The organism is Streptomyces endocoffeicus (genome assembly GCF_016741935.1).
Taxonomy (GTDB): domain Bacteria; phylum Actinomycetota; class Actinomycetes; order Streptomycetales; family Streptomycetaceae; genus Streptomyces; species Streptomyces endocoffeicus.
On record NZ_JAERRG010000019.1, the window covers coordinates 155307 to 172869 of the forward strand.

Below are 17563 nucleotides of genomic sequence, written 5' to 3' on the forward strand. Positions count from 1 at the left end.
TGGACAGGACTGATCCCCAGCAGGGGTGAGGTCATGACGTACAGCGCATCACCTAAGAGCCCGAGCCCGATGACCTCGGGCGCCCGGTCACCCGCGATCGGCACCAACCACGGCGCCGTCTTCACCGGCGACACCACCGTTCAGGCTTCCCTGGTACTGCCATCGCCCGCCAGCGTTCTCGCACCTCGCGGGCTGCACAACCTCCCGCGGCCCGCCGGTCACCGATTCGTCGGCCGTCAGGCGGAAATGGCTGCGCTGGAGCAGGCATTACGACCACGGAACGAACGGGCAGTCACGCACGTGGTCACTCAAGCCATGTCCGGGCTCGGTGGGATCGGGAAGTCCGCTCTCGCCCTGCACTTCGCCCATGTCCACCTGCCCGAATACGCCGCGGTCTGGTGGATTGACGCCGAGACCCCCGAGACCATCACCGAGTCCCTGGCGCGGCTCACCGCACGGACCAACCCCGAGACCAATACCAGCGGCGCACCCAGCACAGCCCTCGCGGAATGGGCCCTGGCTTGGCTGGAGACCCATCCCGGATGGCTTCTGGTCTTCGACAACGCCACCCACCCTGATCACCTCGGCCCCTACGTGGCCAGACTCACTGGCGGCGACCACCTCATCACCAGTCGTCTCACCTACGGCTGGCACGAGCTATCCGCCACACCGCTGCACCTGGATGTCCTCTCCACACCGGCAGCCATCAGCCTGCTGCGTCAACTCGCCGGATCCGAGCGCGGCAACGAGCCCTCGGCGGCCGATGAACAGGCGGAGGAACTGGCCGACGAACTTGGACACCTCCCCCTGGCACTGGAACAGGCAGGTGCCTACATCCGCCGCACCCGTAACACCTACTCCGGCTACCTGCGCCGCTTCCGCTCTCAAGCCGCGCGGATGCTCAACACCCCGGGCGACGGCGCCCCACACAGCATCACCATCGCCCGGACCTGGCGCGTCACCCTCGACATCATCGCCGACCGCGACCCACTCACCGTTCACCTGCTGCGGATCATGGCGTGGTTCGCTCCCCGCGACATACCCCGCGATCTCCTCAGCGGTGCGGCCGACGAGCCAGACGCGGACATCGACGCCCTCGCTCTCCTCAACGACTTCAGCATGATCACGCTCACCGAGAGCACCGCCGCCGTACACCGCCTCGTCCAAGCACTCGCCCGAACCCCAGACCCCCGAGACCCGCATCGCAGCGAGTCAGCCATCAGCCAAGCACAGTCCACCGCTGCAAGTCTGATCAGGGATGCGCTGCCCAGCGATCCGGAGACCAATATTGCCGGATGGCCGCGATGGCGCGCCCTTCTCCCTCATATCGACGCATACCTTGCCCGCACTCCCCCGAGCACGGACACCGCCGAAACAGACTTCATTCTGTACAGCGCTTCTCAGTTCCTGCACGGGCAGGGCCAACTCCTTCAAGCCACCCAATATGCACACAGGTCTGCCACTACATCAGCGCGACTCTACGGTGAGGATCACCCGTCCACCTTGTCTTCCCGCAACAACCTGGCGGGCACCTATGAGTCGGCGGCGGATTTGGACCGCGCTATCCCGCTGTACGAGCGAACCCCCACCGACAGCGTCCGGGTTCTGGGCCAGGACCACCCCGATACTTTGGCTTCGCGCAACAACTTAGCGGGCGCCTACGAGTCGGCGGGGGATCTGGACGGCGCTATCCCGCTGTACGAGCGAACCCTCACCGATCGGGGCAGGGTTTTGGGCGAGTACCACCCCGATACTTTGGCTTCGCGCAACAACTTAGCGGGCGCCTACTGGTCGGCGGGGGATTTGGACGGCGCTATCCCGCTGTACGAGCGAACCCTCACCGACAGCGTTCGGGTCTTGGGCGAGGACCACCCCGATACCTTGACCTCCCGTAGCAACCTTGCCTACACCTACGCGGCGGCGGGGGACCTGGGCCGCGCAATCCCCTTGTGCGAGCGAACCCTCGCTGACCGGGCGAGGGTTCTGGGCGAGGACCACCCCGATACCTTGACCTCCCGTAGCAACCTTGCCTACACCTACGCAGTGGCGGGGGATCTGGACCGTGCCATTCCGCTGTGCGAGCGAACCCTCACCGATCGGGGCAGGGTTCTGGGCGAGGACCACCCCGATACCTTGACTTCCCGCAACAATCTCGGGGGCGCCTACTGGTCGGCGGGAGATCTGGACCGCGCTATTCAGCTGTACGAGCGAACCCTCGCTGACCGGGCCAGGGTTCTGGGCGAAGAACACCCCGCCACCCTGACCTCCCGCAACAACCTCGCAGGCGCCTATGCGGCGGCGGGGGATCTGGACCGCGCCATCCCGCTGTACGAGTAAACTCTCACCGACCGCATCCGGACCACGTATCACAGGGTGAATGGGTCCTCGTCGAGCTTTTCTGCCAGGTGCTCAAGAGTGTCCGTAAGGCTTGTCGGTGCACCGTTCAGCCTTTCGCGCTGCTTGGCGACATGACCGATGAGGCGGAGGGTCCGACCCGAGGAAATTCCGGGTGCGGCGGTGACCAGGGCGCTGACGACGTCTTCCGCGTCGCGCCAGGCATTGACGTCCAGTAGGCATTGGGCGAGCCGTGCGGATGACATACTTGCGTAGCCGGTCGCGACGCCACACCCTGGTTTTGCGGATTGCAGTAGCCGCTCGATGGCTTTCTGTATGTCACCGGCGATCTGAAGTGCGTGACCCCAGTGGCCGTCAATTTCCCTGTCGGTCAACCACCATGACCAGTCCGGTTCGCCGACGTCGTTACCGTCCTCGATGAGGGACCGGGCGCGTTGAAGCGACTCGACGGCATCCGACGTACGTCCCGTGCCGACCAGTCCCTTCGCTTCACGCATGCGGAACATCGCCTCGACGCGGGGGGACAGCCGTCTACGGTTGAGTACCGACCGGGCGATGGACAGCGCCTCCTGGTTCCGTCCGCGCCATTCACTGTGCATCGCCATGTTCTGCAGCGTCAGCAGTGCGATGGAGCGGTCCCCCGAGAGATTCGCGAGGAACAGCGCCTCTTGGTTGAAGCGCCGGGCGGCGCCGTCTCTTTCCGCGTCAAAAAGAGCCCAGCCGGTTATTTCGGCGAGTTCCGCGGCCGCCGACTGAATATCGCGCTCATACCGGGGATCGTAGTCTCCGGCTCCGAGCCGCCGATGCACGACCTTGAACGCGCGGCCTGCGGGCTCCGCGATGGATACCCCGCTGAGTTCGTTGTCCAGGACGACCAGCAGATGGGAAGTCTCCCGGATGGCTTGTACGAAGTCGGCTTCGCGTGCCTCGTTGAGTCTGAGTATCCGATCAGTGATGGCCGGTGATTCAGCAATTTCCGGCGAAACCGTTGGGGGCGTCACTCGTGCCGCGATTTCGGCGAGTTTCCCGTTTGCCCTGAGCAACTGGTCCAATCCCGTGACGAGTTGCGTCGATGGCCGCTGCTTCCCGGAGAGCACGCGGGACAGATAGGCGTGGTCGTAGTTCAGGTGGCGGGCAACCGCCCGGACGCTCATGTCCCGGTCGCGAAGCAGGTCGCGGACTCTCTGGCTGAACTCCCCGCTGTCCATGGTGACCAGGGTACGGCTGTCACCTCGCAGTCACCACGTGGTCACCACCCGCGACCGCACATTCACGGTTGTCTTTTACGTACGTGAGGACCCCCGCGACCGTGCGACCGGCCCGGGGGCATGGCCATCGCTAACAGGAGCGACAACGTGTCGGACACTAGCCCAGCCACCCCACCCGCGAACATGCCGCCCGACGGCGACTGCGATGTGTGCGGGGCGCTGTTACGGCAACAAGCCGAAGCAAGGCGTAACGGGGATCAAAAGTGGGCGACCACCTGTCTCATCGAACTCCAGCGGCACCACGAGGGCCCGTTTCACGGTGGGGCGGCCCGGTGACGGGCCGCGCGATGATGACCATGCGTGTGTCACGGGACAGCGGGAAGACCTACGGGCCGACACACGTGGTCAAGTCCACCGAGCCCCTGAGGCCGCTGGAGACCTCGGTGTGGCCGCCATGCCAGTGCGTCCGATGTGTACCGGCGCGAGTGGCCGGCCGCCAGTCGTTCTGACGGGCGCGGTACGAAATCGCCGGCCCCCGTGCCAAGGGCAGGGGGCCGGCGAGGGGCTGGCTCAGCTTTGTTTGGGGGCGCGAAGCAACTGACGATGGACTCGGCTTTCCAGGAGCCAGGCCGGAAAGCATTCCCCCAGAGCGGCCCAAAGTGTGCCGGGAAACAGGGTGATTAGCTACGCTGGGTTGCCCGTTATGCCGCTGTGTAGGGGAACTTCAGCGGCTGGTCAGACTTCAGGGGGATGCCGCTATGTCTGTGGACGTGGTCCAGCTCGCGCAGGACCTCACGCCGTATGCCGCTACGGCCATCACCGCTTACGGGGCCGCGGTCCTGGCCCGAGTCGAGGGTGACGCGGCCGATGCCACCATCTCCTTCGGGCAACGCATCCTGCGACGTCTCACCGGCCGCGACACCCCCGGCAGTGAAACCTCCGCCGAGCAAGAAGCCCTCGCCGACACGGTCACCGAGCTGGCCGGCACGCCCGGTGACGCAGATCTGGCCGCCGTACTCCGCGTGCAGATCCGCCGCCTGATGACAGCCCATCCAGACATCGCCGCTGACATCGCCGGATGGGCACTACCCGCCGAGCCCGCCACAGTCACCATCACCACGTCCGGGGACAGGTCACCAGCCGTCCACAACAACTACGGCACCATCAACACCGGCGACTCCACCACCTGAACCCGGCCGGGGGTGAAAGTTTCATGCACAGCGCCTCACCGGAGACTCCGGGGCTCGCTACGGCGGGAGCCCGGTCACCCGCCGTGGGCACAAACAACGGCGCCATCTTCACCGGAGACACAACCATCCAGGCGCCTCTGGTGCTCCCACCGCCCGCCGACGTCCCCGCGCCTCACGGGATGCACAACCTCCCGCGGCCCGTCGGTCACCGATTCGTCGGTCGCTCGGCGGAGATGGCCACTCTGGAACAGGCGTTAGGGCCCCCGAATGAGCGGGCAGCCACGCATGTCGTCACTCAGGCTATGTCCGGGCTCGGCGGCATCGGAAAGTCCACTCTGGCGCTGAACTTCGCCCATACCCACCGCACCGGCTACACAGCGGTTTGGTGGATCGACGCCGAGACCCCCGAGACCATCGCCGGTTCCCTGGCCCAGCTCACCATCCGGGCTAACCCCGGTACCAATACCAGCGGCGTACCCAGCGCAGTCCTGGCCGAGTGGGCCCTGGCCTGGCTCGATAGCCATCCCGGATGGCTCCTCGTCTTCGACAATGCCACCCACCCCGACCACCTCGCCCCGTACCTCGCCAGACTCACCAGCGGCGACCACCTGATCACCAGCCGTCTCACCTACGGCTGGCACGACCTGGCCGCCACACCCCTGCACCTGGACGTCCTCACCCCACCAGCCGCCACCCGCCTGCTGCACCAACTTGCCGGGCCCGGCCCCAGTAGCGAAGCCGCAGCAGCTCAGGAACTAGCCGACGAACTCGGATACCTCCCCCTGGCTCTGGAACAAGCCGGTGCCTACATCCGCCGCACACGCAACACCTACTCCGCCTACCTGCACCGCTTCCGCACCCAGACCGCCCGCATGCTCAACACTCCCGGCAACGGCGACCCCCACAGCACCACCATCGCCCGGACCTGGCACGTCACCCTCGACACGATCGCCGAACGCGACCCACTCGCCGTCCACCTCCTGCACGTCATGGCATGGCTCGCACCCCACGACGTACCCCGCGACCTCCTCAACGGCATCGCCGACGAGCCCGACGCGGACACCGACGCCCTCGCTCTCCTCAACGACTTCAGCATGATCACCCTCACCGAGAGCACCAGCGCCATGCACCGCCTCCTCCAAGCACTGGCCCGAACCCCAGACCCTAAGGACCCCCACCGCAGCGACTCAGCCATCAGCCAAGCACAATCCACCGCCGCAACGTTGATCCATGATGCGCTGCCCGACGACCCGGAGACCAACACCGCCGGATGGCCGCGCTGGCGCGCCCTTCTCCCTCACATCGACGCCTATCTCACCCACACTCACCCGGACACGGACACTGCCGAAACAGACGGGATTCTCTACAGCGCCTCGCAGTTCCTGCACGGTCAGGGCCAGCTCTCTCAAGCCACCCAATACGCGCAGCGGTCTGTCACCACATCAGCAAGGCTCAACGGCGAGGACCACCCTGACACCCTGACCTCCCGCAACCACCTCGCGAGCGCCTACGAGTCGGCGGGAAGCTTGGGCCGCGCCATCCCGCTGCACGAGCAGACGCTCACCGACAGCATCCGCGTCCTGGGCGAGGACCACCCCGACACCCTGATCTCCCGCAACAACCTGGCGGGCGCCTACGGGTCGGTGGGGGATTTGGGGCGCGCCATCTCGCTGTACGAGCAGAACCTGACCGATCGCATCCGCGTCCTGGGCGAGGACCACCCTGACACCCTGATCTCCCGCAACAACCTCGCCTACGCCTACACGTCGGTGGGGGATTGGGGGCGCGCCATCTCGCTGTACGAGCAGAACCTGACCGATCGCATCCGCGTCCTGGGCGAGGACCACCCCTCCACCCTGATCTCCCGCAACAACCTCGCGGGCGCCTACGGGTCGGTGGGGGATTTGGGGCGCGCCATCTCGCTGTACGAGCAGACGCTCACCGACAGCATCCGCGTCCTGGGCGAGGACCACCCCTCTACCCTGACCTCCGGCAACAACCTCGCGGGCGCCTACGGGTCGGTGGGGGATTGGGGGCGCGCCATCTCGCTGTACGAGCAGAACCTGACCGATCGCATCCGCGTCCTGGGCGAGGACCACCCCGACACCCTGACCTCCGGCAACAACCTCGCGGGCGCCTACGAGTCGGTGGGGGATTTGGGGCGCGCCATTCCGCTGTACGAGCAGACGCTCACCGACAGCATCCGCGTCCTGGGCGAGGACCACCCCACAACTCGTATCGTGCGGGACAACCTGCGTGAGGCACGGTCCAAGTCGGACTGAGGCTGGCTCGCTCAGCGGCCGACTGGGCGTAGGTGTCGAAACCTGTCTTCACTTACTCAAGGGCGCGCCTTGCGGCGCGCCGGGCGGTCTGGCCGCCCCGCCGGGCTGCGGCGTGGCCGCCGGTCCCGTCGGGCGCCCGCCGCCCGCACTCCCAGCGCACCCGCGATCGCTCACCGAGGAGCCGACCGCCCGTCGGGGTAGGGGCGTTGTGGCTGGGGCCGACGGCCTACGCGGCTTTTGGGCAGCCACCACGGGGCGAGCCTCTAAGAACAGGGGGCCGATCGGTCGCAAACGCGGGCAGGATCACAGACCCGCCCGATTCGCCGGGCCAGCGTAAAGCCCCCTGTTCTCTCGCCCCATGGCAGCTCCCGCCCCAAAGCCGCTACGGCCGGCGGCGTGCCCATAGCGCGCCGATCCAGCACCGCACGCCCGCCACCGGCCACCCCGGTCAGCTCGCCCTGCCCAGCCGGGGCGCCGTCATCCGCGCCAGCATCGCCACCTCACGCGCCGACGCCGCTGACAGCTCCAGCCGGACGACCCCGGAGCCGTCTGCGCCTGAAGCGGCACGCAGCCGCACCCCTGCCATCTCCACGCCTACGAGCCTCAGCGCTTCGCCCAGCTCGGTCGCGGCTTCCCTTGCGTCCCGCCAGTCCCTCATGTAGTCCACTCCGAATACCCATATCACCGCCTCCAGGTCTGCCGCCTCTCTGTCGAACCTGTCGTCCTCAGGGCCGCCCATTTGGCCAAGTTCCCTTCTCTGCAAGCCGCCTGACAATCAATGACCGGGCCGCGTCGAGCGGGCCGAGTTTCGTAATCGATCCCCAGCCGGACCACCCCAGTAGCCGTCCAGGCCAAAGGGGTGGTCCGGTATCGCTTCTTCGGTTGTTGCGCGTGATTCCGCAGTGGCGGCCTCAGTACTTCTGCCGGCCACCCGGATAGCGCACCGGCTTTCGGCACTCCGGCGCGTCCTCAGGCGCGGGCTCGCCGCCGAGCGCGTAGCACAAGGCGGCGTGCAGCTGCTTCGCTTCCACCACCGTCAGCACCAGCGATGCCAGGGATGCGCGACCGGGCCGGAGGACTCGAAGCGGCAGCTTGAGCAGACCGTCTTTGCCGGGACGCAGACCGCGCCCCGGTGCGGGACCGACCTGCCAGCCTTCTGACGCCCTACTCATTCGGCCCCTTGCTCGTCTGACTCGATCCGTTGTTCTTGCACTCGCCCGGCCCGGGAAGGCGCCCGCCGCGACTCTCCGCGATCCGGAGCGCGTCTTGCAGCGCTTCGATCAGGCGGTTCGAGAGGTAGCGGAGTTCTCGCGGGTCCGCCTTCCGGTCGCGGAGCAGTAAGCGGGCGTGCCCGATGAGTTCAGCGCCCATCTGGAGCTGGACCGCTTCCATCTCGTCGGCCAGCCGCGACAGATACCCCGTGCCGTCCGCATCCGACATCAAGTAGCACGGCTTCCCGGCAGGGCCGGGCCACGGAAGCAATCGCGGTTGCGCACTCACCTGACCACCACCATCCCGTGCGGCGCGCACAACAGCTCCACCCGAGGCACGTCCTTCCGACGTTCATGTGCCACCAGATAGGGCCGGACAAGCTGCACGTCCTCGCCGCGCAGCACAGGCTTACGCGACATCTGGTGCACAGCAGGCAGTTGCGACGTCGGGGCGTCAGCACAGTCCACCGGCCGACGTGCCCCAACCGTGCGATGACGTCCCCGGCCGGGCCGTAGCACTCTCGCCAATGGTTCGAAGACCCTGCCGATACAGTTCCGCATGTCGACCTGCTTCCTCAGGTTGGCCACGCCCCGGGGGCGCACGCCCGCGTCGCCGGGGTCCTGTGGCGGATGAAAAACCGGCTGAGTATTCATGCTGGTGACATGCGAAGCCCCCAACTTTCACAGTTGAGTGAAAGCCGGGGGCTACTGCGGTGAAAGTGTCAGAGGCCCACCCAAGCAGCCAGGTGATCCAGGCTGTCCGGGGTGCGACGGGACAAGTGGATCAGGCCCCGGATGGTCTCGCGAGCGCCCGCGTGGTACCTGGTCTGCTGCGGCGCCAGCTTCCGCGCGGTCACGATCGATTTCAAGGCCGCTTCAGAGCGGCCCGTTTCCATCTGGGCGCGTGCCTGGTCCACGTAGAAGTGCGCGGCGCGGGAGACAGCCCAGTCCTGCGGTATCCGCACCTTCGCGGCCTCTTGCAGAGCTTCGCCGTAGTGTCGCATCTCGACACGAGCCGACACCGCGTGCACGGTGACATTCGTGGGGCCGAAGGACAGCCAGTGCACGTCCGTTGCTTCGCCTGTCCGGTCCGCGTAGGACCGGGCCTCTTCGAGGTGGTTCTTGACCGCGTCTTCGTCATGAGCGCGGGCAGCGATGATGCTTGCCCCTAGGTGGAGCTGCCCGGCGACGGCATGCCGCTCTCGTGCCTGCGGGGATTGCTGCAACAGTCCCTGTCCGGAGGCTACGAGCCGCTGACCGATGGTGTACTCGCCCTCTCGGAAGTAGACGAGGGCACGCATGTACTGGCGCACTGCGGAGAGCAGCGGATCGGATGCCCGCGACGCGGCCCAGTCCATACGGTCCAGCGCCACCGTGGACAGGTCGTAGTAGCCCAGCTTCACGGCCAGGTCGTGCGCGGTGCGGTAGGTACTGGACAGGGCAGCCCACAACTCGGACGACGGCGTCCGATAAGCGGCTGTAGTGATCTCCGCCATCGTTCCTGGGAGATCAAGAGCGGCGTCATGGAGCTTCGTGGCCCGGACCTGCTGACACAGAGTGTGGGCAGCGGTGATGAGCTGAGGAGTGGGGCGCGGTGTGATCGCCGGATCGGCCCCCAGGTCGTAGAGGTCGAGGGCTTCACGGATCGGGCGGACCAACGCGGCCAACCGGTCCTGCTGTAGCTCGGTTACGTAGGGCTGGCCGGTCAGCGCCGTGACGTCGATGGACAGTGCTTTCGCGACTGCGGCCACCAGGTCGGGGCTGGCTGGCTTGTGCCCGGATTCAACTTGCGTGAGCAGGCTGTAGGAGTAGGGGACTTTCTGAACCAAGCCTCGCTGAGTCAGCCCAGCCCGTTTCCGGTGATGTGCGATCCGAGCGCCCGTGTGCTCGTCGTCGGGGAGTGGCATGCATGCCTCCCTTTCGTGGCTCACTCAGCGGAAACGCTACCCGCCCGGCCACGGCAGAAGACGTTGAACGGCGATCTCAACCCCGAGCGTGCAGGGTTTGCGGAGGGAGGGCGCCGCACGGTGGACTGCCCGCATGACCGCGAACCGTGTCCTCTACCTGTTCGGAAGCGCCGCCCCGCCTGTGCTGAACATCGCCGGTGTGATCGCACGGGCACAGGCCGACGGCTGGAACGTCTGCCTCGGGTTGACCCCCACGGCCGCGCGCTGGCTTGACGATGAGCTGCCGTCGTTGGAGGAGCTGACCGGGCACCCTGTGCGCAGCCAGTACAAGCTGCCCTGGGAGCCGGACGCCTGGCCTCCCGCGGATGTCGCCGTGCTGGCACCCGCCACCTTCAACACGATCAACCAGTGGGCCCTGGGGATCACCGAGAAGTTCATCGTCGGATTCGTGGCCGAGGCCATCGGTAAGGGCATCCCCACCGTGGCCATGCCGTGCGTCAACGCCGCCTACGTCCAGCACACCCAGTTCGACACCAGCGTTGCCACGCTCCGCGCGATGGGGGTGCGCGTGCTCTACGGGGAAGGCGGATTCGTGCCCAACAAGCCGGGCCAAGGCCGACCGGAGAACTATCCGTGGCACCTGGCACTCGAAGCCGCAGCCTCAGCCGTCACGGGGCGCGATCCCCGCGGTGCATGAGCCGCCCCCGGACGGTGCAGCCAACGGGCAGGTGGCTCTGGCGTCGTCATTCGGCCCCGCCCGGACGGCTAGAGCTGGCCCCGATTCGTGAAGATCCGTGACGGCTTCAAGTGGCTCCTCCTGGTGACTGCCGCCTGGTCAAGGCCAGGCCCGAATGGGGCCGTTTCAAGCCGTCACTTCACATTTTGGGGCCGGCTGGGACGTCTTGGTGGGGCCGCTGAACAACGTCGAAGCCAGGTGAGGTGATCGAGCCTGGTGCTGACGGCGGCCGCGCGTGGGTCGCCGATGTCCGTCAGGACCGCAAGGGCCCGCCGCAGACGGGACTGCGCCGCGGTGGGCCGCAAGCCTCAAGCGTTAGGCGTACGTAGGCGCAGCGCTGCCACAAGGCCCAGCGTGCCCGATCGTGGTACGCACCGCCGACCACCGGCACAATCAAGATTCGCCTCAGGTTCTCCCACACCCGTTCCGGCACGCTGCCACCACAGCAACCGGACCCACACGAAAGCAGGCACACATGCGCAAGACACGCACCGCCCTCACCGCCCTCGCCCTCTCGGCCGCGGCCCTGACAGGCACGACCACCGGCGCCGCCGCCACCGACAACTTCTCAACCAGCCGCGCGGCCGCGGCTCCGTGCACCGTGCCCGACGCGTTCTGCGCCACCAACGGCAGCGGCGACCAGCTCGTCCTGCACTGCGGCGAGTCCGCATTAGAGCCTTGGAGCGGCGTCGGATACTGGGACAACCGCCTTCCCGGAGGCGGCATAGTCAAGATGTTCGACTACTACGGCTCCGTGAACCATGTCGCGCCCGCCGACTCCGGTCCCACCGAGATCAACTGGAGTCTCGTCTGGGCGCTGCGCGCCTACTGCTGACACCTGCTTGACGCGCGGCGCGTGCGAGAGCACTGCGAAGTCAGCAGGAGCTGCGTCAGAACCCTGCGATATGGGCCGGAGGCGGCGCCGAAGCCCTCGAAATGCAGGGCGCCGCCTCGCGGTGCGAGCCTGGCGGCTTCGACGTTGTTCAGCGGCCCCACCAAGACGTCCCAGCCGGCCCCAAAATGTGAAGTGACGGCTTGAAACGGCCCCATTCGGGCCTGGTCTTGACCAGGCGGCAGTCACCAGGAGGAGCCACTTGAAGCCGTCACGGATCTTCACGAATCGGGGCCAGCTCCAGCCGTCCGGGCGGGGCCGAATGACGGCGTCAGAGTCAGGGCAGGCGAACTCAAAGTCGCCTGACGGGCACAGCACAAAACCACTAAGCGAATCCGGCGAAGGCCACTGCTGATCCCGCTAGTGCTTGGAATAATGTGCCAATGGATTTAGGGGGTACAGCATTAATCGCCGCCGCTGCAGCTGTAGTTGGGGCCGGACTTGGCGCCTTTGGGGCCGTACGCGCGGCCAAGAACACGGGGAACTCCCAGCGCCGCTCACAGCACGAGCACTGGCGGCGGCAAACTCGCGCCGATGCCTACGCTCAGTTCGTGAACGCAACAGAGGAACTTGCGCCAGTGATGTCCGCGTTTGCCCGGATGGAGGACTCGGTGCCGGCAGACCTGCCGGAGCGAGCCGCCGAGGCGCGTCGGCTCATGTCGGCGCTCGCGAAGGCCGACAGCGCCGTGGCGCTGGCGGGACCTGACAGCGTTGCTGCGGAAGCCAAATCAGTAACACGGGGTTACGGGCTCATCCTGCGTAGCACCTTGGTGAGGTGGGGGCTGGAGCAAGCCAGGCGAGGCGATCCACCATCATTCACACCTGCCCATTGGCCGAGCTTGAGCCACTTCCGCGAATTGGCACGAGCCGCCCTGGACGATCCAGACGGCGCCCTGGAACAGCAGCCATAGGAACCGTCGCTAAGAAGATGACACGAAGTCCATCGCAGATCCCATCCCTGAAGGCTTCGTGGCCAGCAGGAGCGTCACGAGATCAGCAGTGGACTTCGTCGAGTCCGCTCAGCCCCCGCCCGGGTCAGGGGGCTGGCGCTGGTTCCAGGGGGCTCGGGTCAGCCCTGCTTGGGCGCGGCCTGCTGGACGACCTCGAAGGACCACAGCGTGGAGCCGGACGCGGCGGGCTTCTGCTGCGGGGCGTCCTCGCCGCCGCGTTGGTGGGCCGCCTTCATGGGGCCCTCCATCCATGCCTGGAAGTCCTCCTCGCTGCGCCAGCGCGTATAGACGAGGTACTGGTCGGTCCCCTCGACCGGGCGCAGCAGCTCGAACCACTCGAAGCCGTCGGAGTTCTCGACCGACCCGGCCCGTGAGGCGAAGCGCTTCTCCAGCACCTCGCGCTGTTCCTCCGGCACGGTCAGCACATTGATCTTGACTACGCTCATGGCCCCATCTTGCCGTAGCCCCTGCCGAGCGTCGGCGGCGCCTCGCCCCGGCCGTCCCTCAGCCGTGCAGCCGCAGGCCCTTCGTGACCTTGTCCACCTGGCCGCGCGGCCCGTAGACCGCGAGGCCCACCAGGTTCAGGGCGTCGGCGTCGACGGCGCGGACCGTGGCGCGGTTGTCGTCCTCGTTGTCGGTGCCGAAGAGCTCCTCGGTGTAGACGGACATCGGCAGGTCGCGGGAGAGGGCGCGGGCGTGGGTGCGGGTGAGGGCGGGGGTGTCGGCGGCGTAGACGAGGACCGGTTCGCGGAACATCGGAAGGTAGACATTGCCCGAGGCGTCCTCGTACGGCTTGCCGACGATCTCGTCCGTCGAATGCGCCAGGCCGCTGGAGAGGAAGGCGGTCACGTTCAGCTTCTGCCAGTCGGCGAGGTCGGTGCGGACGATGACGGCGATCTTGGTGTCGAAGCGCATGCCCATGACTTTGGCTCGCGGGCCGGGCCGCGGTCTTGAACGCTGGTGCGACGGACGGGTGCGACGGACGGGTGCGACGGGGCGCGGTCGGATCGTGCCCTGCCCCGCTCCGGCCGGAGGCGCCGCCTGGTTGGAGCGGGGCAGGTCGGAGCGGGGCCGGCGGGGCCGGTCGCGTCAGCCGACGCAGCCGGGGACCGCCCCCGGGGGGACGGCAGTTGTCGGGTGTGTTGTCGGCGACGCGGGACTTCACCAGGTTCACGGTCGATCCCGGCAGTTCGTAGATTCCGCCGCCGTCGCCAGGCGGGGCCACGGTATTGCGGGAGACGGAGGAGCCGGTGAGGGTGGCGGTTCCGGCCTCGTTGAACAGGCCACCGCCGAGGTCGGCCCGGTTGGCGGTGATTTTGCTGCCGTTGAGGAAGACCTGACCGCCGTGGTTGTGGATGGCGCCGCCCAGGCCGGTCGCCTCATTCTCCTTGAGGATGCCGCCGTTCAGGGTCAGCGTCCGGCCCGCGGCGACGAAGACGGCCTCGCCGTCGGTGGCGGAGTGCCCGTTGCGCAGCGTGACCTTGTCGCGAACCCGGGTGCGGGGCCCGGAGCCCTGAATGGGTGTGCGAGGCGGCAGAATGAGGGGGTGAACGAGGCCGGAGAAGGAGCGCGGGGCCGGGAGGACTGGGCCCGGTACTGGCGCGATCCCGACCGGCCCGTCGAGGCCATGCACGCGCACTTTTTCAGCCATCGCTTCCACCCCCACAGTCATGACACCTACTCCTTCGCCGTGACCGAGGTCGGTGCCCAGCGCTTCCGGTGCCGGGGTGCGCTGCGCACCAGCGGGGCGGGGATGGTGATGGTCTTCAATCCCGACGATCCGCATGACGGGGAGGCGGCCGCCGAGCTCGGCTACAAGTACCGCATCGTCCATATAGGTCCCGATGTGGTACGGGATGTCCTCGCCGATGTGGCCGACAGCGCGGACGGCCGGGCGGCGCTGCCGCTGTTCGACCGGCCCGTGGTGTCCGATCCCCTGCTGCCCCGCGCCCTGCTGCGGCTGCACACCGCCCTGGTCGGCGGCGCCGGTCCGCTGGTGCGGGACGAGCGGCTGACCGCGGCCGTCGGGGCGATGGTGCGGCGCGGGGCCACCGGGCCGTTGTGGGCCCGGGAGCTTCCGGACGGGAGCGGCGAGCAGGTGCGGGCCGCGCGACAGGCCAGGGCGCTGCTGGAGGAGGCGTACGCGGAGGAGATCCCGGCGGCGCGGCTCGCGGAGGCCGCCAGGTGCAGCCGCTTCGCGCTCTACCGGGCGTTCCGTGCCGCGTACGGGATGGCGCCGAGCGACTTCCAGCGGCAGCTCCGGCTGCGCCGGGCGCGCGGGCTGCTCGTGGCGGGCAGCAGTGCGGCGGAGGCCGCGGCCCAGGCGGGGTTCGCCGATCAGAGCCACTTCCACCGCTGGTTCGTACGGTGCTTCGGAGTGACGCCGGGAACATTTCAGCGCGCCGCGAGTCCCGATTCGCCGCGCACCCCGCGGCCCTGATGAAATTGGCCCGGACCATACGGACCCTCGCGGAGCGCAAGGACCCTGCCAAAGTCTGACATCTTTCGGACAACCCCGGACGACAGTCAGGTGAAGAGGGGGTGTTCGGCGTCTGTGTAGGGGGCTCAGTAAGGTCTCAAACATCCGGGACAGATGAAGAGGGCGAGTGGGGGAGCGGCACGGCGTGGCGAACGTGGAGCGGAGCGGACTGGGGAGAAGTCCGGACACGGGGCCGGCCTCCGGCACCGTAGGGGCGCGGACGCCACGGACCAGAATGGGGCTCGTCGCCCTGTGGCTGCTGGCGGGCGTGCTGGCGGTCCGTCAGGCGGCGGCGGTGCTGCGGCTGCCGCCCGATGAGCGGCTGACCGACCTGGAGACCTGGATCGGCGCACACGGGGTGCTGCATGTCAGCGGGTCGCTGTACGACGGGGACTCCTTCACCGGCACCCCGTTCTCCGGGCTCGTCCTCAAACCCCTGACCCAGGCCGCCGAGCAGAGCCTCGGGGTCGCCTGGACCTTCGGCACCCTGCTGCTGGTCGTCGTCCTCGGGCTGGTCGTGGCCCGGTCGCTGCCCGGCCCGGTCTCCCGCCGCACCTCGCTGATCGCCGCACCGCTGGCCATCAGCCTGCTGGTGCTGTCGCTTCCGGTGCGCAACACCTTCACCCTCGGCCAGACCAGCATCATCCCGGTGCTCCTGGTCGTCCTCACCGTGCTGCCCAGAACCTCCGGGCGGCAGGCCGGTGTGCTCATCGGAGTGGCCGCGGCGCTGCAGCCCGCGCTGCTGCTGTTCGCCGTCGTGCTGTGGCTGATCGGACGGCGCCGGGCCGCCGCGCTCGCGGGCGCCACGTTCGCCGTCTGCACCGCGCTCGCCTGGGCGGCCATGCCGCACGACTCGTGGACGTACTGGGGGCATCACATCGGCGGCTTCGGGCTCGGCGCCCCCGCCGACAGCCTGGCCAACCAGTCGCTGCACGGGCTGCTGCTGCGCATCGGCATCGAGGGCCCGATGGAGCTCGCGCTGCTGGCCGTGCTCGGGGTCGCGGTCGCGGTGATCGGCCTGCGGCGCGCGGTGCGCTACGCGAGGGACGGGCAGCTGCTGCTCGCCGCCGCCATCACCGGCAGCGTGGCACTCGCGGTCTCGCCCACCTCCTGGCAGCACCAGCAGCTGTGGATCCTGCTGGCCATGGTCGGCCGGGTGGGGCGGCGTGGCTCCGACCGGCTGGTGTGGCCGGTTCTGGTCGTACTGACGATGTCGCTCAACCGCACCGCGCTGCTGCCCGACATCGAGATCCTCGGCCATATCGGCTATAATGCGCCGCTGCTCGCCGCGCTCGCCGCCGCCTGTCTGGTGCCGTTCCTCTCCCGCACCTCGCCGCGCTGGGACGACCCCGAGCCGACGCCGGTCGCCGAACCGGCCAGGAGCCGCTTCGCCTGGGTGCCGCTGCTGCGCGTCCTCAAGCGGCCGCTGTCCCGCCCGAACCTGATGCTCGAGCTGGTGCTGATCCGCGTCGGCTACTTCGCCTACTCCTGGATCCGGGGCCACGCCCCGGACGAGCGCAGCGTGGCCGAGGGCCACGGAGACCAGGTGCTCACCCTCGAGGGCTGGCTGCACATCGACATCGAGCACTGGTTCAACGCCATCGTGGCCGACACCGGATGGCTCAGAGACTTCATGAACTGGTACTACAGCACCTTCCACTTCATGATTCCGCTGTCCCTGCTGGCCTGGCTCTATCTGCGCCGCCCGGCGACCTACCGCTGGGCCCGCACTCCGCTGGCCTTCGCCACGATGCTCGCCCTGGTCGGCTTCTGGCTCTACCCGCTGGCCCCGCCACGGCTGATGGGGCTCGGCTACGTGGACACCGCGCACGGCCCGCAGGACCTGAGCAACCCGGACTTCGGCGCGCTCACCAAGCTGTCCAACCAGTACGCGGCCATGCCGTCGCTGCACGTGGGGTGGTCGCTGTGGTGCGGGGTGGTCATCGCGATCGTGGCGCCGTACGTCTGGGCGAAGGTGCTCGGCATCCTGTACCCGCTGCTGACCACGGCGGTCATCGTGGGCACCGCGAACCACTATGTGCTGGACGCGATCGGCGGCGCGGTCATCGTCACGGCCGGGTTCGCGCTGCAGTACGTGTTCCTCGGCGTGGGCGGGCGCCCGCACGAGGAGGCGCCACCTCTGTCGGCGACGATGGGCGCCGCGGTCACCCGCGTCAGGGGGCTGGTCCCGGGGCTGGTACGGCAGCGCAGTGGACGGCACGACGGCGCCGAGCCCGCGGAGCAGACCCGGATCGGGGCCGCCGAGTCCCCCGAAAAGGGGGCCGGGGCTCGCGTTGAGCGGGATGACCAGCGGGTCTAGCGTGGTGAGAAGGGGGCGGAAAGGCGTGAAAGC

General features: G+C 68.1%; 15 protein-coding genes. 8 read left to right on the forward strand and 7 right to left on the reverse strand.

Annotated features, from left to right (window positions below; translation table 11 throughout):
* Window positions 1–33 precede the first annotated feature (33 nt).
* Window positions 34–2337 carry a tetratricopeptide repeat protein gene (locus JK364_RS36295; protein WP_201855713.1) on the forward strand — a complete coding sequence of 768 codons (2304 nt, stop codon included), beginning with the start codon at window positions 34–36 and terminating at the stop codon, window positions 2335–2337.
* 29 nt (window positions 2338–2366) lie between these two features.
* Here the strand turns inward: JK364_RS36295 and JK364_RS36300 are convergent, their stop codons facing one another.
* Complete coding sequence (locus tag JK364_RS36300) at window positions 2367–3563, reverse strand: helix-turn-helix domain-containing protein (protein WP_201855620.1); 1197 nt, start codon at window positions 3561–3563, stop codon at window positions 2367–2369.
* A 758-nt stretch (window positions 3564–4321) separates the two neighbouring features.
* On the opposite strand from JK364_RS36300, the gene JK364_RS36305 reads away from it, so the two are divergent.
* Both JK364_RS36305 and fxsT read left to right on the forward strand, forming a co-directional pair.
* Window positions 4322–4753 carry a hypothetical protein gene (locus JK364_RS36305; RefSeq protein ID WP_201855621.1) on the forward strand — a complete coding sequence of 144 codons (432 nt, stop codon included), beginning with the start codon at window positions 4322–4324 and terminating at the stop codon, window positions 4751–4753.
* 23 nt (window positions 4754–4776) lie between these two features.
* Window positions 4777–7035 carry an FxSxx-COOH system tetratricopeptide repeat protein gene (gene fxsT / locus JK364_RS36310; protein WP_201855622.1) on the forward strand — a complete coding sequence of 753 codons (2259 nt, stop codon included), beginning with the start codon at window positions 4777–4779 and terminating at the stop codon, window positions 7033–7035.
* Between the two features lie 448 nt (window positions 7036–7483).
* On the opposite strand, the gene JK364_RS36315 is transcribed toward fxsT, so the two are convergent.
* The 4 genes from JK364_RS36315 to JK364_RS36330 form a co-directional block, all read right to left on the reverse strand.
* Complete coding sequence (locus tag JK364_RS36315) at window positions 7484–7774, reverse strand: hypothetical protein (RefSeq protein ID WP_201855623.1); 291 nt, start codon at window positions 7772–7774, stop codon at window positions 7484–7486.
* Between the two features lie 172 nt (window positions 7775–7946).
* Window positions 7947–8207, reverse strand: coding sequence for a hypothetical protein (locus tag JK364_RS36320; RefSeq protein WP_201855624.1), 261 nt, complete (start codon window positions 8205–8207; stop codon window positions 7947–7949).
* Entirely contained in the window at window positions 8200–8475 is a 276-nt protein-coding gene (locus JK364_RS36325; protein ID WP_230993020.1) for a hypothetical protein, read from the reverse strand. The genes JK364_RS36320 and JK364_RS36325 overlap by 8 nt, the downstream gene beginning before the upstream one ends.
* Before the next feature lie 493 nt (window positions 8476–8968).
* Window positions 8969–10153, reverse strand: a complete 1185-nt coding sequence (locus JK364_RS36330) for a helix-turn-helix domain-containing protein (protein ID WP_201855625.1) — start codon at window positions 10151–10153, stop codon at window positions 8969–8971.
* Between the two features lie 133 nt (window positions 10154–10286).
* On the opposite strand from JK364_RS36330, the gene JK364_RS36335 reads away from it, so the two are divergent.
* The 3 genes from JK364_RS36335 (at window position 10287) to JK364_RS36345 (ending at window position 12692) form a co-directional block, all read left to right on the forward strand.
* Window positions 10287–10850: a flavoprotein gene (locus JK364_RS36335; RefSeq protein WP_201855626.1), complete on the forward strand. Its 564-nt coding sequence runs from the start codon at window positions 10287–10289 to the stop codon at window positions 10848–10850.
* 514 nt (window positions 10851–11364) lie between these two features.
* A complete protein-coding gene (locus JK364_RS36340; RefSeq protein WP_201855627.1) occupies window positions 11365–11724 on the forward strand; it encodes a hypothetical protein in 360 nt (119 codons plus the stop codon).
* 608 nt (window positions 11725–12332) lie between these two features.
* Complete coding sequence (locus tag JK364_RS36345) at window positions 12333–12692, forward strand: hypothetical protein (RefSeq protein WP_201855628.1); 360 nt, start codon at window positions 12333–12335, stop codon at window positions 12690–12692.
* A gap of 158 nt (window positions 12693–12850) precedes the next feature.
* Here JK364_RS36345 and JK364_RS36350 read toward each other — a convergent pair whose 3' ends face one another.
* Entirely contained in the window at window positions 12851–13177 is a 327-nt protein-coding gene (locus JK364_RS36350; RefSeq protein WP_201855629.1) for an antibiotic biosynthesis monooxygenase family protein, read from the reverse strand.
* A 58-nt stretch (window positions 13178–13235) separates the two neighbouring features.
* Window positions 13236–13646 (reverse strand): DUF2000 domain-containing protein, encoded by a 411-nt coding sequence (locus JK364_RS36355; RefSeq protein ID WP_201855630.1) that lies wholly within the window; start codon window positions 13644–13646, stop codon window positions 13236–13238.
* A 712-nt stretch (window positions 13647–14358) separates the two neighbouring features.
* On the opposite strand from JK364_RS36355, the gene JK364_RS36360 reads away from it, so the two are divergent.
* Window positions 14359–15171: an AraC family transcriptional regulator gene (locus JK364_RS36360; RefSeq protein WP_201855715.1), complete on the forward strand. Its 813-nt coding sequence runs from the start codon at window positions 14359–14361 to the stop codon at window positions 15169–15171.
* Between the two features lie 274 nt (window positions 15172–15445).
* Window positions 15446–17530, forward strand: a complete 2085-nt coding sequence (locus tag JK364_RS36365; protein WP_201855631.1) for a bifunctional glycosyltransferase 87/phosphatase PAP2 family protein — start codon at window positions 15446–15448, stop codon at window positions 17528–17530.
* The last annotated feature ends 33 nt before the right edge of the window (window positions 17531–17563 follow it).

Bases quoted from the DNA above. Each gene is read 5' to 3' on its own strand.
- JK364_RS36295 (WP_201855713.1), top strand. From the start codon at position 34: ATGACGTACAGCGCATCACCTAAGAGCCCGAGCCCGATGACCTCGGGC.
- JK364_RS36300 (WP_201855620.1), bottom strand. From the start codon at position 3,563: ATGGACAGCGGGGAGTTCAGCCAGAGAGTCCGCGACCTGCTTCGCGAC.
- JK364_RS36305 (WP_201855621.1), top strand. From the start codon at position 4,322: ATGTCTGTGGACGTGGTCCAGCTCGCGCAGGACCTCACGCCGTATGCC.
- fxsT (WP_201855622.1), top strand. From the start codon at position 4,777: ATGCACAGCGCCTCACCGGAGACTCCGGGGCTCGCTACGGCGGGAGCC.
- JK364_RS36315 (WP_201855623.1), bottom strand. From the start codon at position 7,774: ATGGGCGGCCCTGAGGACGACAGGTTCGACAGAGAGGCGGCAGACCTG.
- JK364_RS36320 (WP_201855624.1), bottom strand. From the start codon at position 8,207: ATGAGTAGGGCGTCAGAAGGCTGGCAGGTCGGTCCCGCACCGGGGCGC.
- JK364_RS36325 (WP_230993020.1), bottom strand. From the start codon at position 8,475: ATGTCGGATGCGGACGGCACGGGGTATCTGTCGCGGCTGGCCGACGAG.
- JK364_RS36330 (WP_201855625.1), bottom strand. From the start codon at position 10,153: ATGCCACTCCCCGACGACGAGCACACGGGCGCTCGGATCGCACATCAC.
- JK364_RS36335 (WP_201855626.1), top strand. From the start codon at position 10,287: ATGACCGCGAACCGTGTCCTCTACCTGTTCGGAAGCGCCGCCCCGCCT.
- JK364_RS36340 (WP_201855627.1), top strand. From the start codon at position 11,365: ATGCGCAAGACACGCACCGCCCTCACCGCCCTCGCCCTCTCGGCCGCG.
- JK364_RS36350 (WP_201855629.1), bottom strand. From the start codon at position 13,177: ATGAGCGTAGTCAAGATCAATGTGCTGACCGTGCCGGAGGAACAGCGC.
- JK364_RS36355 (WP_201855630.1), bottom strand. From the start codon at position 13,646: ATGCGCTTCGACACCAAGATCGCCGTCATCGTCCGCACCGACCTCGCC.
- JK364_RS36360 (WP_201855715.1), top strand. From the start codon at position 14,359: ATGCACGCGCACTTTTTCAGCCATCGCTTCCACCCCCACAGTCATGAC.
- JK364_RS36365 (WP_201855631.1), top strand. From the start codon at position 15,446: ATGGGGCTCGTCGCCCTGTGGCTGCTGGCGGGCGTGCTGGCGGTCCGT.